Annotated in this window: 19 protein-coding genes; all 19 read right to left on the bottom strand. The window is 43.4% G+C overall.

What is annotated here, in order from left to right; all coding sequences use genetic code 11:
* Positions 1-69: 69 nt before the first annotated feature.
* Complete coding sequence (locus BMX69_RS15635; protein ID WP_038283827.1) at positions 70-552, bottom strand: chemotaxis protein CheD; 483 nt, start codon at positions 550-552, stop codon at positions 70-72.
* Positions 545-1,171 carry a chemotaxis protein CheC gene (locus BMX69_RS15640; protein ID WP_054790128.1) on the bottom strand — a complete coding sequence of 209 codons (627 nt, stop codon included), beginning with the start codon at positions 1,169-1,171 and terminating at the stop codon, positions 545-547. Before BMX69_RS15640 ends, BMX69_RS15635 begins: the two co-directional genes overlap by 8 nt.
* Positions 1,172-1,201: 30 nt before the next feature.
* Positions 1,202-1,978: a flagellar hook-basal body protein gene (locus BMX69_RS15645; protein WP_054790127.1), complete on the bottom strand. Its 777-nt coding sequence runs from the start codon at positions 1,976-1,978 to the stop codon at positions 1,202-1,204.
* Between the two features lie 13 nt (positions 1,979-1,991).
* Positions 1,992-2,795, bottom strand: coding sequence for a flagellar hook-basal body protein (locus BMX69_RS15650; RefSeq protein ID WP_054790126.1), 804 nt, complete (start codon positions 2,793-2,795; stop codon positions 1,992-1,994).
* Positions 2,796-2,813: 18 nt separating this feature from the next.
* The gene (locus BMX69_RS15655; RefSeq protein WP_330387446.1) at positions 2,814-3,599 is read right to left on the bottom strand and encodes a sigma-70 family RNA polymerase sigma factor; all 786 of its coding nucleotides are present in this window, start codon (positions 3,597-3,599) and stop codon (positions 2,814-2,816) included.
* A gap of 23 nt (positions 3,600-3,622) precedes the next feature.
* Positions 3,623-5,695 (bottom strand): flagellar biosynthesis protein FlhA, encoded by a 2,073-nt coding sequence (gene flhA / locus BMX69_RS15660; RefSeq protein WP_100042852.1) that lies wholly within the window; start codon positions 5,693-5,695, stop codon positions 3,623-3,625.
* 37 nt (positions 5,696-5,732) lie between these two features.
* Positions 5,733-6,794, bottom strand: coding sequence for a flagellar biosynthesis protein FlhB (gene flhB / locus BMX69_RS15665; RefSeq protein WP_100042853.1), 1,062 nt, complete (start codon positions 6,792-6,794; stop codon positions 5,733-5,735).
* A gap of 24 nt (positions 6,795-6,818) precedes the next feature.
* Entirely contained in the window at positions 6,819-7,580 is a 762-nt protein-coding gene (gene fliR / locus BMX69_RS15670; RefSeq protein WP_100042854.1) for a flagellar biosynthetic protein FliR, read from the bottom strand.
* Positions 7,581-7,656: 76 nt separating this feature from the next.
* Complete coding sequence (locus BMX69_RS15675) at positions 7,657-7,917, bottom strand: flagellar biosynthetic protein FliQ (protein WP_054790125.1); 261 nt, start codon at positions 7,915-7,917, stop codon at positions 7,657-7,659.
* Positions 7,918-8,016: 99 nt separating this feature from the next.
* On the bottom strand, positions 8,017-8,679 hold the full coding sequence (fliP, locus tag BMX69_RS15680) for a flagellar type III secretion system pore protein FliP (protein WP_054790124.1): 663 nt from the start codon (positions 8,677-8,679) through the stop codon (positions 8,017-8,019).
* A 9-nt stretch (positions 8,680-8,688) separates the two neighbouring features.
* Positions 8,689-9,039 (bottom strand): flagellar biosynthetic protein FliO, encoded by a 351-nt coding sequence (locus tag BMX69_RS15685; RefSeq protein WP_242941442.1) that lies wholly within the window; start codon positions 9,037-9,039, stop codon positions 8,689-8,691.
* A 26-nt stretch (positions 9,040-9,065) separates the two neighbouring features.
* Positions 9,066-10,361: a flagellar motor switch protein FliN gene (fliN, locus tag BMX69_RS15690; RefSeq protein ID WP_054790122.1), complete on the bottom strand. Its 1,296-nt coding sequence runs from the start codon at positions 10,359-10,361 to the stop codon at positions 9,066-9,068.
* Between the two features lie 49 nt (positions 10,362-10,410).
* Entirely contained in the window at positions 10,411-10,857 is a 447-nt protein-coding gene (flgC, locus tag BMX69_RS15695) for a flagellar basal body rod protein FlgC (protein WP_054790121.1), read from the bottom strand.
* A gap of 23 nt (positions 10,858-10,880) precedes the next feature.
* The gene (locus tag BMX69_RS15700; protein WP_054790120.1) at positions 10,881-11,240 is read right to left on the bottom strand and encodes a response regulator; all 360 of its coding nucleotides are present in this window, start codon (positions 11,238-11,240) and stop codon (positions 10,881-10,883) included.
* 48 nt (positions 11,241-11,288) lie between these two features.
* On the bottom strand, positions 11,289-12,308 hold the full coding sequence (locus BMX69_RS15705) for a flagellar motor switch protein FliM (protein ID WP_100042856.1): 1,020 nt from the start codon (positions 12,306-12,308) through the stop codon (positions 11,289-11,291).
* 23 nt (positions 12,309-12,331) lie between these two features.
* Entirely contained in the window at positions 12,332-13,099 is a 768-nt protein-coding gene (locus BMX69_RS15710) for an OmpA/MotB family protein (protein ID WP_100042857.1), read from the bottom strand.
* A gap of 83 nt (positions 13,100-13,182) precedes the next feature.
* The gene (locus tag BMX69_RS15715) at positions 13,183-13,992 is read right to left on the bottom strand and encodes a motility protein A (protein WP_100042858.1); all 810 of its coding nucleotides are present in this window, start codon (positions 13,990-13,992) and stop codon (positions 13,183-13,185) included.
* A gap of 33 nt (positions 13,993-14,025) precedes the next feature.
* Positions 14,026-14,229 (bottom strand): flagellar FlbD family protein, encoded by a 204-nt coding sequence (locus BMX69_RS15720; RefSeq protein WP_054790119.1) that lies wholly within the window; start codon positions 14,227-14,229, stop codon positions 14,026-14,028.
* Between the two features lie 62 nt (positions 14,230-14,291).
* The gene (locus BMX69_RS15725; RefSeq protein ID WP_100042859.1) at positions 14,292-15,890 is read right to left on the bottom strand and encodes a flagellar hook-basal body complex protein; all 1,599 of its coding nucleotides are present in this window, start codon (positions 15,888-15,890) and stop codon (positions 14,292-14,294) included.
* Positions 15,891-15,897: the final 7 nt, after the last annotated feature.

Raw genomic sequence — 15,897 nt, forward strand, 5'->3', positions numbered from 1 at the left:
ATCTCAATATAATCCGGCAAAAACATCTGCCTAATAAAATATCGGCATAATTCCTCCGGTTCATAATGTTTACAAATCAATTTCCGCTCTACCGTAAGTCCTTATTCTGACTCCTCCCGTACTGACATCAAAGGTCATGGTCCGTGCGTAGTTTTCTCCCACATCCTCAGCCACAAGACGGATCCCCTCTGAGCGAAGAATCTGTTTCACGCTGATAATATTACGGGCGCCGATATTACCAAGAGTACTGTTTCCCTGTAATTCAAACATCTTGGCTCCTCCGGCAATCTTAGCAATCAATCTGGGCTTTCTCGCTCCCATGATCTCTATCTTGCGCAGCGTTTCAGCCAGTCCGGTATCTGCGTACTTAAATATATTCCCATCACCTGAACCGAATACCTCCGGAAGCATTATATGTACCAAAGCTCCCAGCTTAATCATTGGGTCATACAAACTAATCCCAATGCAGGAACCAAGGGCATAGGTAATTAAAATTCCCTCCTGCCTGGCAAACTTCATGTCTGCGATTCCAACCGTCAGATTTTTATCCATTGATTATCCCCAGCTTTTCCATTAAAAAGTTCAATGATTGAATCTCCGGCATCATAAGTAGATCACTATGGAGCACCTTGCCCCCTATGATAAACTGACCGCTGATCATCATCATTTTATCCGTCTGATAGCCAAACTCCACCATTGGCACGCTTAATATTCCGCCCAGCATATTGATCGCTGTATCAGGAACAGACAAACTAATGGAGACGTCACTGAGGGAGGAAATGGCATTGACGTAAGAAGATATGATAATATTTCCCACCTCTTCAAGTGCTGAGGTTTCCAAAACATTTAACTGGTAATAGTCTTCAATTTCCTCCTGCATAAGACTGGATAAGACCTGGTTGATAAAATCCAGCTTCAGGACAAACAGCATTAGTCCGTTGATTTCTCCAGACATCTTAACCAATATAGCCGCCACAATTTCTTCCGGGTCTCCCAAGAATTTAATGGCATCGTTATAATCGAGAATCTGTACATCCGGAAGAGTCATGCGCACGGTCTTTCCCAGCATGGAGGAAAGTGCAGTAGCGGAATTGCCTGTGCCTATGCTGCCTATCTCCCGGATTAAGTCAAGCCCTAATCCGCTCATTTCATCGTAACGTGTTATCTTCATGATATCACCCTCCTTCCTTACCGGCTATTCTCAACTTTGCCGAAGTGTATTTATGGTTGTTTCAATCTCATCAGAAGTCTGCACCATTTTTAGAGAGTAAGAATAAGCTCTCTGGGCCTCCATCATTCTTGTCATTTCCTGGGCAAAATCCGTGCCTGACACCTCCTCGGCACCTTTTATCACTTTTGCATTTTCAAGCAGAATGGGAGCTCCGTTTTTATCTGTTACCGTGTATTCATTATTTCCTATATCGGAAATTCCGTCTCTTCTTGCAAAGGTATAAACACCTATGGCTTTTGGATCATGCTCATCTTCTTCCAGCTCTTCTTCCTCTTCCTCAATTTCCTCTTCTGATCCGGGATAAACAGCCGGCTTGACAGGATAGGTGATTTCTTGCTGGTCCATGTTTAAAACTCTCTTTCCTGAAGAATTAACCAGATAATAATTGTCTCCCATCATGGAAAGCTGAAAGTGTCCGTCCCTGGAATAGGTAATGGCCCCTGTAACCGGGTCTTTTAACATGAAAAAGCCTTCTCCCTCTATGGCGTGGTCGTTCTCAAGTCCCGTTTCCTTATAAGGCATAGCAGTCATATCGGACTTTAAAAGGTCTACCCTGGTTCCGCTGCCTGTCTGCGCCGCACTGCCGCCCTGAGAACTCCTTGTCTGGGCATATATCAGATCTGAAAACACACTGTATTGAGGTTTAAAGCCTGTTGTATTTACATTAGCAATATTATTGGATACCACATTAAGCTTTGTCTGCTGATTTAAAGCTCCCAAAGCTCCAATATAAAAAGACTGGTTCATCTACTCTTCCCCCTTATACTCTGCCTATCTCAGTGGATACCTTGCCCATGAGCTGGTCATATATCCGAAGTACCTGGGCAGCACTTTGAGTTGCCCTTTGGCTGGTGATCATCTGAGTCATCTCATCAATAGGGTCAATATTGGACCGTTCCAGTGACTTCCACTGGATTCCTCCATCCACTCCATTCCCGGCTGCTGTCGTGGTAAAGATACCGTTATCTCCCTTTACAAGCTGGGAGTAATCATCAAAGTCCACAACACGGATTTTTCCTAAGAGGACTGGTTCCTGTTCCTCTGTATTCCCGTCGTCCTCTCCGTTTTTCAGTCCTTTTATTGGCATTTCATAAATATTACCTAACGGATCCACTGTAATATGGTCTGAAGGAAGCTCAATGGGGGTTCCATCTTCCCCAAGCACCCTGCCCCGGGAAGGTGAGGTAAGGTATCCTTCTTCATCAATCGTAAAAGAACCGTTTCTGGTATAAACCTGATTTCCTGTGGCATCCTGTATGGCAAAGAATCCTGGTTTTGTCAAAGCAAAATCCAGGTTTCCTCCAGTTTCCTCCACAGCTCCCTGATTATGGCTGGTCACTGTGCTCCTGGAAGCACGTATCATTGATACGGACCCAATCTGAACAGGATTGCTTTTGTCACGATTTCCGCTCCGGTAAAGCATTTCATCCCGAAACGTGGTGCTGACCATGCGGTCAGGCTTAAACCCCGGTGTTGCACTATTGACCATATTATTTCCGATTACATTTAAGTTCCTGGTCTGATACAGCATTCCTGATGCCAGATTGTAGAATCCTTGAAACATTTCTTTTCTCCCTTCCTACTACTCATTTATGAAATTAGTCAGATTCAATCTGAGCTTTTGAAGCGCATTGGAATGAATCTGGGAGATCCTTGGCTCACTGACTTTCATGATCTGTGCAATCTCCCTCATATTTAATTCGTCCATATAGTACAATGAAATAACCTTTTGTTCATTTTCTTTTAAATCATTTATGGCAGAAACCAAAATTTCCTTAAATTCCTTCTGGAGATAATGATTCTCAGGCTGGTCATGTTCGTTCATTGACGGAAGCTGCATTGACTTTTTCTCTTCACTTCCCGCCTCCAGGACCATGTCCAGGGAAATGATGCTGTAAACATTAGTCTTGCCTAAAGTTTCCTGGTATTTTTCCATGGTGATGTCCATGTAATCCGCCGTTTCCTGTGAAGTAGGAAAACGCCCCAGACGGTTACACAATTCTACGACCGCATTGTCCATGATCTTAGCATTTTTTCTTACGCTTCTGGGAATCCAGTCCTGCTTTCTCGCCATATCAATAACCATTCCGCGAATCCGCTTGGAGATATAAGTTTCAAACTTAACATTTAATTCCGGATCAAACTTTTCGATTCCATTCATAATCGTTAATACGCCTTCATTGACAATATCCTCCACCTGTGCAAAGCTTAAATATACGTCTCGCATCTGGAGTGATATGTTCCTGACCATATTTATATACCGCATCACAAGTTCATGCTTGACCCTGATGTCTTTTGTTCGCTTGTATTTAATTAATAAATCTTCATTGGTATATTGGCTTAAATCCTGTTCCATTCCGACTAACACTGCCTTTCTGTAACAAAATCCGGTCAAAGGGTAATATTCCCGATTGCCTGAATCTGAATATTATTTGCAATCTCATTAAAGGAAAGGACATATGCATTGGGATAAAACTGCTCGATCAATCGGTAGAAATAAAGCCTTACAACCTGGCTTGTAAGAATCACCGGCTTCTGCTCTAAATCCGCAAATTTCTTCATTTGTTCTCCCACCTGTCCGATCACAGACTGCATCACATCCGGGCTGAGGGCAAGATAGATGCCCTGTTCTCCTTTTGCCATACTGCCTATAATATTTTTCTCCAGCTCTGCATCCAGGGTGAGTACCTTCATCTGTCCTCCTTCGCAGAACATTCTGGTTATGGTCCTCTTTAAAGCAATTCTGATGTTTTCTGTAATCACATCCATATCCCTGGTGGTTGGAAGAGAATCTGCTATGGTTGCCAGAATCGTTTCCATGTCTTTGACTGGAACCCCTTCCTTCAAAAGGTTAATGAGAATTTTCTGAATGCTGCCATATGTAAACTGGTTCGGGAATAGTTCGTCCACCAGCTCCGGAGAGTGTTTCTTCACGTTTTCCAGCAACTGCATAACTTCCTGCCGTCCTAACAGCTCATAAGCGTGCTGCCTGATGGTCTCTGATAAATGAGTCAGCATAACAGAAAGTGGATCAATAACGGTATAGCCGTAAATTTCCGCCATTTCCTTGTTTTCAGGCCTGATCCATTTACTGGGAATGCCATAAGCCGGCTCCACCGTTTCAATTCCGTCTACTTCACCTGAAATAGAGGGGGGTTCCAATGCCAGATAATAATCTACCAGTATTTCTCCCCTGGATACCTCTTCACCCCTGATCTTTATGACATACTGATTTGTATTTAAACTGGAACTGTCCCTAAGCCTGACAGAGGGAATGACAAGTCCCATGTCCTGAGCATACTGTCTTCTGAAAATAACGATCCGGTTAATCATCTTTCCACCGCTGCTCTCATCGATCAGCGGAATCAGACTATAGCCAAATTCCATCTCAATAGGTTCTACGTTAATAAGAGCGTAAACATTGTTCACATCCCGGTAGTAGGACTCTTCGTCGGAACCCCCCTGTGCTGCTTCTTCAGGCGCGGCCATGGCTAACGCCGTTTCCGGAAGGCCGGAGGCTGACTGACGAACCTTATTCCCTAACTGATAACCGGCTATAATAAGCACAGCTGCCATAACAGCCAACTGAATCTTAGGCATTCCAGGTACCAGCATTAATACGATCATTACAAAACCAGTAAGCATAATAGCCCTGGGCTGGGCCATAAACTGACCCGATATGTCGTCATTTAATGTGCCTTCCGATACGGCTCTGGTTACCACCATTCCGGTGGCCGTAGCGATCAGAAGAGCCGGAACCTGGGAAACAAGTCCATCTCCTACCGTGGCGATAGAATAAATGGACATCACCTGTCCAAACTCCAGATTTGATTGCACCATGCCGATAATGGCACCGCCAATAAAGTTAATGGCAGTGGTGATCAGGGACATGATAGCATCTCCCTTTACAAACTTCGTGGCACCATCCATGGCTCCATAAAAATCTGCTTCTTTCTGAACCTTATACCGTCTCAGCTTTGCTTCCTGCTCATTGATCAGACCGGAGCTTAAATCAGCGTCAATGGCCATCTGTTTACCGGGCATGGCGTCTAAGGTAAACCTGGCCGCAACTTCTGATACACGTTCCGTTCCCTTTGTAATAACCAGGAAGTTTACCAGAACGATAATGAGGAATATGATGAAACCAACAACAACATTTCCCTGTAAAACGAAATCACCGAAGGCTTTGATCACCTGTCCCGAGGATCCCTGATTAGACAAAATATTTCTCGTGGAAGACACATTCAATCCCAGACGAAGCAGGGTAGTCACCAAAAGCAGGGCTGGAAAGATTGAAAATTCTAAAGGTTCTTTTATGTTCATGGTTATCAGTAAGATAATCATGGAAAGGGAAATATTTATAATAATCATTACGTCCACAAAAAACGGAGGCAATGGAATAATCAATAGAAGTACGATCAAAATGACAAATACTACTACAGAATTTTTCAGTAATGTCTTCATTCTTTTACACCATTTCTTTCAGTTTCTCTGCTGTTTTTTATTCTATGATCTTGTTATTCATGCGGTATACATATACCAGGATTTCAGCGACCATACCATAGTATTCCGAAGGAATTTCGCTCCCTACCTGGGTGGCGGCAAAAATGCCTCTTGCCAAAGGTTTATTTTCAATCACATATACCCCATGTTCCTCGCCTATAGCCACAATTCTCAAGGCCAGTTCATCCTGACCCTTGGCCACAAGAACGGGAGCATTATCCTTCTCTATGTCATAGCGCAGAGCCACCGCAAAATGGGTGGGGTTACGTATGATCACGTCCGCTTCAGGGACCGACTGCATCATCCTGGAACGGGCCCTCTCTCTTTGGAGGCTTCGGATACGCCCCTTAATTTCAGGATTTCCTTCGGTCTGCTTGAATTCCTCTTTTAGTTCCTGCTTTGACATTCTGATCTGGCGTTCATAATCCCACCGCTGATAAAAAAAATCAAAACCAGCAACGGCCAGGAAGATAAGAGAAACCCTGAAGACCATATCCATAATGGCACTCAGCACATACACAGAAGAATCTTTTAAGTCCATATCAATGGTTCTTGCTATTGGCGTTAAATCACCTTTAATGATTTGATACAGAATGATTCCAAGTATGGTAATCTTCAGCAAATTTTTCAATAGTTCTATCAGACTTTTTAGAGATATAATATTTTTTATCCCCTGTATAGGATTTAACCGGCTAAACTTAGGGGCTAAATTACTTTTTGTAATCAAAAATCTTGTTTGTACCCCGGTTCCCAGTACAGCCAGTACAATACCTGCCAAAAGAATAGGGAGAGCTGCTTTTAAAACCGCCCACGCTGTATCTGCAAAAATACCGGCGGAATAATCAGACAAATTCTCCACCCCGGGAGCCAGGCTTAAATATTTAATCATATAATCCCGTATGGTCCGATACATAAAAGGAAATAACATTTTCAGCAGCACGAAGGTTCCAAGTAAGGAAGCTATCATAATTACATCCTTACTGATGGCAACATGACCCTTTTTTCGTTCATCCCGCCGTTTTTTCGGTGAGGCCTTTTCGGTTTTTGAAGGATCTTGCATTGCCGTTCATCACATCCTTTGCATTTATAAAAGTCTGATTATATCCTGAACTGTTAAAAGCATCTGGCTTATCACACCGCCTACATAATCCGTCATAGGAGAAAACAGAAAAATCAGCATAATGAGACCAATTGCGATCTTAGCCTGTATGTTCACAACAAACACATTAATTTGAGGTATTATTTTCATTAAGACCCCGACTGCAATCTCAGTTAAAAATTCAATGGCAATTAAAGGAAATGCGAACTTTACAGCCATAGTAATACACTGAATGAAAATTTCCAGTATTGCCCTCGCCGCACGGCTTCCCAACACGGCCTGCCCGTAAGGAACTATTTCTGCTGACTTTATAAGAAGCCGAAACAGTGCCAGATGGCCATCCACAGCGAAGAACAACAGAATAAAATACGCCTGATAAAGCGTTCCCGTAAGAGCAATCTGAGCGTTGGTCTGAGGATCATAGATCATTGCCATGGATAATCCCATCTGAAAATCCATAATTGTCCCCGCAAAAGTTATGACCATAAGAAATAATTCCATGACAAAGCCAATGGCAAACCCTACAGCAAATTCTTTTAAAAGAAGCACTGCAAATTCAATGGAATTCACAGGCTCGGGCACCTGGGCCGAGGAAAAAGAATAAATAAGCAGCGTAAATACCATGATCATGCCGCCCTTGACCTGTGCCGGAACATTTCTTCTGCCCCAAATAGGGTTCAAAAGAATAAAACCTGACATTCTCATAAAAATAAGGGAAAACAGCATCATCTGTCCTATTTCCGGCATCTAAATCTTCCTTTCCTCTTCTCTGACCATGTCTTTTGGACATCACGGAACACCCGGAAGGTGTGTCCTGCTCCTCTCATCTGAGCATGGTATTAAAAATATTGATGGTAAAATCACTGAGTGTAGTCATCATATGATCACCCATCATCAAAAGCATCAGGCCAATTACAATCAGCTTCGGAACAAAGGTAATGGTTTGTTCATGGATCTGGGTTGCTGCCTGTATTATGGAAATAATGATACCGATGACCATGCTGACGATCAGCACGGGACCAGCCATTTTAACCACCAATCCGAACAACTCATACATTAGGCTGTTCACTGCTACATCCGTCATATTTTACCTCCTGATGAATCAAGCGGATATGCTTGCATATCCAGTTGATGCCCGATCAAGCGGGGCACGCTGTTTGCTAATTCTAGGTTGAAAGTCCTGTCAGTAATGGAAGCTGTTAACCAAATTAGAAAACAGCAACTCCCAGCCATTAACTGTTACAAACAACAATAATTTAAATGGAAGGGAAATCATCGCCGGCGGCAGCATGACCATACCCATGGACATCAAAGTGCTGGACACAATGATATCAACCAGTAAAAACGGCAGATAAATCATAAATCCCGCCGTAAAGGCCCGCTCCAGCTCTGAGGTCATAAAAGATGGAATCACTACTGTCATAGGAAGTTCCTCAATGTTTTCCGGCTTATCGGTCTTGGACAAATCTATAAACACATTCAAAGTGTCCGTCTTCGTCTGTTTGAGCATAAACCGTTTCATGGGAACCGTCGCCCGGTTAAGTGCCTCCTGCTGGTTTATCTCTTCCCTGACGTAAGGTTGGTAAGCATTGGTGTTCACATCCTTTAACACCGGGTCCATAATAAACAGTGTCAGAAATAATGCAATTCCGACCAGCACCATATTGGGAGGACTCTGCTGAACTCCCAAGGCATTTCTGGTAAAAGATAAGACAATGATAATCCTTGTAAAGGAAGTCATCATCACCAGGATCGATGGCAGCAGGGAAATGATGGTCAAAATGAGGAAAAGCTCCAGAGTCGGCACCCGGCCGCCATTAATATTAATCAAGGCATCTGTATTCATGGTTCCTCCTTACACATCATCCCTGTGTCTGTCTGTATATTTTTTTAATAACTTTTTAAAGCTTTCATACCCTTCTGCACCTGTAAATTGGGTCTGGGCAGACCCACCCTCCGGTATGTCTTCCTCCGAAAGTTCAGAAAGAAGGGTTATCTGAGAAGAAGCTATGCCGATAAGATAATAGTGATTCCCTACACGTACGATCGCTACTGCTTTATCCTGCCCCAGGGGAAGCCTGTCCAACATCTGCATACAGGTTCCTCCCCGCTTTAGCCCGACTCCTTTTCCAAGGCTTCTGGTAAATACATAACTCAAATACAGAATTACAACGGTAAGGAGCAGCGCAGAAAACAGACTAATCACGCTATTCAAATGCAGCCACTTCCTCTCTATTCTCCATTCTTTTTAGTAATCTCTGTAATACGGATGCCAAAGTTATCATCTACAACCACAACATCGCCTTTCGCAATGCAGCGGCCATTTACATATAAATCAACTTGTTCACCTGCCAGCTTGTCAAGGATAACAAGGGACCCTTTGGTAAATTCAAGAATCTCCTTTACCAGCTTTCTGGTTCTGCCAATTTCAACAGACACCTCAAGGGGCACTCCCATAATCAGTTCCCGGTTTTCCTCCTGCTCCTCAAACCGAACGTCTCCGTCTTTTAAACTATTTTGAGGAATAGGTTTCACATTTATGGTCTTAGGTTCCGGAGACCCTGTTTTTCTCATATTTTGCTGTTCGCTTTGCAGTTGTGATATCATCTGCTGCATTTGACTCATCATCTGCTGCTGCGTCTGTATTTGATCCATCATCTGCTGTACTGCCATCTGGTTATCTCCTGTCATCTGCGGTATTTCCTGACTTCCCCCAGCCGTCTCTCTGTCAGCAGGCTGTTCAGCATTTATTGGCTCTTCGCCTCCAAAGCTGCCTGACAACAACTTTTCAATCTCTTCCTGAGATAAGATTCCGCCTGAAGCCGGTTCCCTTAATTCCGTTTTCGTCTCTATGACTGGTTCCGGAATTTGTACTGGCTCCGGAATTTGCTCTGGTTTCGTAATTTGTACTGGTTCCGGAATAGGTTCCAGCATTTCCTGAGGTAAAAATCCTCTAACCAGTTCTTTTGCAAGATCAGGAGACATTACGTTAATAAATTCACTTTCCAACTGGTCCGCAATTTTTAAAGTAAAACCGACAACCACCATGTATTCATCATTGTCATAATACTTTTCCTTGAAATCATCCACATCTCCGATCTCAAAAGAACTGGGTGTCGATATATTAACTACCTTGCCTAAAAACTCGGAAAGTGCCGTTGCAGAAGCCCCCATCATCTGATTCATAACTTCACAGATGGCGCTGATGTTCAGTTCATTTAATTCAAACTCTTCCTCTGGTGTTTCCATGCCCATGAGCATATCTACAATCACTTTTACATCATGCCTCTTCAAAAGCATAATGTTGCTTCCGCTAAGTCCTGCAATATATGTAATCTCCACCCCTACTGCCGGCTCCAGGTTAGAAATTTCAAATTCTTCCTTTGACAAAACCTTTACCACCGGTGTGGTAATGTCAACTCTGGCATTGAGCATGGTAGATACTGCAGTGGCCGAGGCACCAAGGCTTATATTCAGTATTTCACCTATGGCATCAATTTCAAATGCGCTAAAATTCTTTGAATCCATACAACTTTTCTCCCTTTATACTCATTAGCCCTCTATGCCAAGTCACGCGTTACTTTCCAATTTCCAATGCCTTGGAGGCCATCATCTTTATGGCATTAAATGCTGTTATGTTGGCCTCATAGGACCGGTATGCAGACATACTGTCTACTGTTTCTTTTAGCAAATCCACATTTGGCATCTGCACATAGCCGTTTTCATCCGCATCCGGATGATCCGGATTGTAAACGGACTTATAGGGACTGGTGTCTTGCACGATCTGTGAAACCCTGACGCCGCCTGTGCTCTGCTGCCTGCTTATGCCGGCTGCATTCATCATAATTCTTCGGAAGTTATTTTCATTCCTGGATTCAAGTACTACCATTTTTCTCTGGTATGGCCCGCCTGCTTCCGTCCTCGTTGTATCAATATTAGCAATGTTCTCCGATGCAATATCCAGTCGAAGCCGCTGGGCGGTCATTGCCGACGCACTAATATTCATGGAACTTAAAAATGACATTTGACCCCTCCTCTACGGTAAAACTAACCGATAATGCCTGTAACAGTTTTAAGAATTCTGTCCGGTTTAAAGGGCTTTACAATAAAATCCTTGGCTCCTGATTTGATCGCTTCGATTACCATGCTCTCCTGTCCCATGGCAGAGCACATAACAACCGCTGCATCCGGGGATTTCGCTTTTATTAATTTTAATGCTTCCAGACCATCCATGTTAGGCATTGTAATGTCCATAATTACAAGATCCGGAGTGATTTCAGAAAACATCTGTACAGCCTGAGCTCCGTCAGACGCCTCGTATAAATCGGTGTATCCGTTTTTAGACAACGTATCCTTAATCATCATTCTCATAAATGCCGCATCATCTACTAATAATATTTTCGCCATTCTTTTGCATCTCCTTTATTATCTTTAATTCTTTATATAATCCCTGACTCAGTTTTCACCAGCCTGGTAATTTCCTTCTTCTACAAGACTATCAATCCGAACTGCAGTATTCCTTTTGTGAACACCCAGCTGTCCCTTAAACCACGGCTGGTCTTCCACATACAGCTTGATGTCGGATTCCTTAGGCGTACCTAAATTGATGACGTCTCCCACATGAAGATTATAAACATCGTCCAGAGTAATGACAGACTCTCCTACTTTAGCACGAACCATTAAGTCAGTGGCCCTGATGTTGTTTAGGATTTCAAGTTTAGTATCCTGACTGTTTTCTTCATCTCCCATAGCACTGGCTCTTCGCTTATCTATAATACTGAATGTATTCATCAGGAGATTTCCTGGGATACAGAGACTTAGTCTCCCAGAGCAACCTTCCATTTCCACATCTATAACGATGATTACTATGGTTTCATCCACACCGATTTCCTGAAACATGCTTGGGTTTTCTTCCAACCTCTCCAGCTCAAAGTTAAGATTAATGTAACTTGACCAGGAATCCTTTAATGGCGCTATCACATATTGGATTACTCTGCGGTATAAAGCCATCTCTATTTCCGTATAGGCATAGGACAGCCCAACATTGGTTTCCTTCCCCAAGCCCCCCAGCATGCGGTCGATTAAGCTAAGCATTAATGGCATGCTTGCATTGATTAATAGAGGCGGGTTCTTGGAATGATCCGGCAAAGTCACATTGACAAGGGTAAGGACATCATTATCACTGAGGGCGTTACTGAATTCATAATACCGCTGTTCCTCTACCGTAACGACTGACAGTTCACTGGAAGTTCGAAACAGACTATTTATCTGGGAACCTGCGATCCTGGAATAATTGTCGAATATACTGCCTAAAACTTTAAGCTTGTCCTTAGTAAATTTTTTCGGACTGTAAAAATCATATTTCCTATATTTTAATTCATCTTCTTTTCTTTCAATCTCCTGGCTCAGCTCATTTGTTCCCTGAAGGGAATTGAGCAGTGCATCAATTTGATTTTGGGATAATACTTCAGCCATTTGTTTCACTCCCGCTTCATTTTTTAATTGCCCGGCACGTTCTGATAATCCTGATATATCTGGTTGTAATATTCTTCCAGGGATTTTTCTACCGTATCATTCTTGGTTATCAATATTTCCACGCGGCGGTTCTGCGCCCTCCCATCTTCCGTATCAAAAGGCGCAACGGGACGGAACTGACCATAGCTGGTACCCACCAGTTTTTCCGGTGAAACAGCATGTCTGCTTTGGAGAAAAATAACAACCTCTGCGGAACGCTGTGCAGAAAGCATCCTGTCATTGCGGATATTGTTTGGCCTGTCTGGATCTCCCTGAGAGGTGTGACCCAATACCTGTACTTCTTTTATGGAAGAGTCCACCTGCGTCATAGCAGAGGCAAACTGCTCAAGGACGTCCTTTCCCTCCTGACGGAGCACAGAACTGTCCCCATCAAAAAACACTTTGTCGCGGAATGAAATAAACGTAAAACCGTCTCCGCGGGTAATTTCTACGGAATCCTGCATTCCTCTCTCTTGAACCACATGTTTCAGAGCCGTATACAATGCGTCAAAATCCGTGACCTCTTCTTTTGCCGGGTCCCCACGGAATTCCCCCTCGCTATCGTTGATATTGGACTCAATGCTTTCAAGAGCACTGGGATTAAAGCTCTGAACTAATTTCTTCCATTTGCTCTGATCCATGGACGACATGGAATACAGAAGAACGAAAAAACACAGCAGCAAAGTAACCATGTCCCCATATGTATCCATCCAGCTTCCAGATTCCTCCGGCTGCTTATTTCTCTTAATCATACAACCACCTGTTTTTCACTTTCCTACCCATGTTCTTTTGGCATCAAGGCATGCCCCCCGGGCGTTCCTCTTTCGCAATCTAATTAGTCGGTATTTACGCTTCCTTCACTAACGGGCTTTTTCATTGTGATTTTTCCCTGCTGCTTCTGAGACAGGTAAGATAACAGCTTTTCCTCCAGGTACTTAGGATTATCTCCTGCCTGAATGGACAAAACACCTTCAATAATAATCTGCTTATATAAGACTTCTTCCTCATTCCGGATACGAAGCTTCTTGCCCATAGGATTGAACAGTAAATGAGCCAGAATACAGCCGTAAAATGTGGTAATCAAAGCCACAGACATATCAGCACCAAGGCTGTTTGATCCGTTTCCAGACATATCCATACTTTTTAACATGTTAACCAATCCTACCAGCGTACCAATCATACCGAAGGCCGGAGCCACTCCTGATCCCCTGTCATAGATGCTGACATCCTGCTCATGACGGTCTATCATAGCTGCCACTTCGCTTTCCAGCATCTCCCTGATTTTCTCCGCATCCATGGCATCTACAATTAGCATCACGCTTTGTTTCAGAAAAGGATCCTTGATGGTAGCAGCCTGCTCTTCCAGAACTAAAAGTCCCTTTTTTCTAGCCGTTTTCGCCATATCCACCAGGGTATGAATAACGGCTTCCGAATTATACCGGTTGGAGCTGATCATAATTCCGATGTGTTTTGGAATCTGTGCCAGGGTCTTAAACGGAAAGCTGGCTATCAATGCTGCCACAGTGCCTCCCACAACGATGATAACACTGGGCATGTCCAAGAAATTCACCAGCTTATCTGCACCGATTCCGTAGATAATCAATACGATTCCCAGCACCCAGCCAACGATCAATGATACATCCATAAGTAACCTCCTATATTCCAGGCAGTACCTGGATTAAACGTTCTTTTTCTGCGCACGCGCATATATTTGAGCGTGGAATTCAATCACCCGGTCAATGATCTCATCAACACTTTCTTTTACCACATAATGTTTTCCATTAACCATTATTACATTTGACTCCGGTATGGTTTCAATCCGCTCAATCTGATTGCAATTGATTACAAATTCCTCATCATTCAGCCTTGTAAGACAAATCATGGCTCAACTCCTCTCATATAGGGAAGCGGCAGTCACCGCCTCCCTGAATCTACGTAAGTTTATTACCGCTTAATATTAACCAGTTCTTCAAGCATCTGATCTGTAACTGTAATGATTTTAGAGTTGGCCTGGAATCCTCTCTGTGTAGTGATCATATCTGTCATCTCAGTCGCAAGGTCCACCTTTGCCATTTCCAGATAATTTCCCATGATTCGGCCCTGGACGCCACCGGCTTCATAAATGCTTATGTTGCCAGCGTTACTGCCTGGGACATAATAATAGCCTGTTGTTTTTTCCAGACCGTTGACATTCTGAACACCTGCTAAGGCAATCTTACCGATGATAACTGTAGCGCCATTCTCGGAACTACCGACTAAGGTACCGTCCTGCTGGACTGCATAGTTGGTCAGCCTGGCAAGCTCATCATTTGCACCAGCATTGCCCACCTCCGTACTGGTAGAATCTTTCTGAGCTGTTTCAAGAGTCTTTTCGGCATTTGTTACTCCATTTTCGGCTGTTTTCACCATTGCTTCAGCCTTCTTTACAGCCTGGTTGGCGGTGTCCCGTTTGCCCTCAAGAGAATCAGGTTCAATTTTGCTTAAAGCCGCCTGAAGTTCATCCAACGCTTTTCTTGCCGCATCCAATGCTTCCTTATCTGTTGTTGTACCGCTGGCATTATAAGTAGCAAGAGCTGCTTCATAGGCATCCCAAACGCCAGGCATCTTTGAAGCATTATCCGCCAGTGCCTTTGGTGCGCGTAGTTCCGCCTGGCCTTCAATCAGTTTATATACTGCTTTTTCATAAACCGTTCTTGCCGTGTCATAAGCATTCTTCAGATCATCAGAATGTGCCGGATCATTTTTACCATCAAGCCATTCCGCATAAGCCTTTTCCATGGCTGTCTTAGCATCATCACGATTTGTCGTTAATGTTTTAATATCCAGCGATGTACTCTTATCCCCATACGCCTTATCTGCCGCAATATATTCTTCTCTTGCTTTTCCCAAATCCAAATTCAATTTGCTTAAGTTTGCTCGTGCTTCCTCAAGAGCTTTTCTTGCCTCATTTACCTTCTCCGCTGCAGTCTTATTACCTATCGTTGCCATATCTGATTCCATGGGAATCCTCAGTGGTTTTAATGATGTGGTATCAAAACTATCGCTGCTGGATAAATCGCTGCTGCTATTTGAAAATCCATATACATAATTTCCTGAATCATCAACCAGATAACCCTGATTATCCACAGTAAATTGCCCTACTCTGGAAAGAGACAGACCTTTGGAGGAAATGACATCTGAATCCTCAAGGGAAAAACCCTCTCCGTCTCCAACCATTGGACCTACAATATAAAATCCTGTACCGTCAATATAGCAGTCAAGCCCTCTGGAAGAAGGCGACGGGCTTCCCATTGAGAAATCATATGTGATGCTTCCGGTAGTTACACCATATCCTACCTGATTGGCGTTGGTTCCTCCATAGCCGCCGGCAGCTGTACTGCCTTTTGAGCTAGATGACGTGTTCATGTACATAGTATCTTTAAAGGACATAGTGCCCGCCTTAAATCCCCATGTATTCACGTTAGCTATATTATTACCGATAACATCCATTTTGGCCTGGTGAGTCCTAAGACCTGCCACACCGGCAAACATTGATTTGACCATAGTTTTT

The sequence above is a fragment of the Lacrimispora sphenoides JCM 1415 genome (assembly GCF_900105615.1).
GTDB lineage: Bacteria > Bacillota > Clostridia > Lachnospirales > Lachnospiraceae > Lacrimispora > Lacrimispora sphenoides.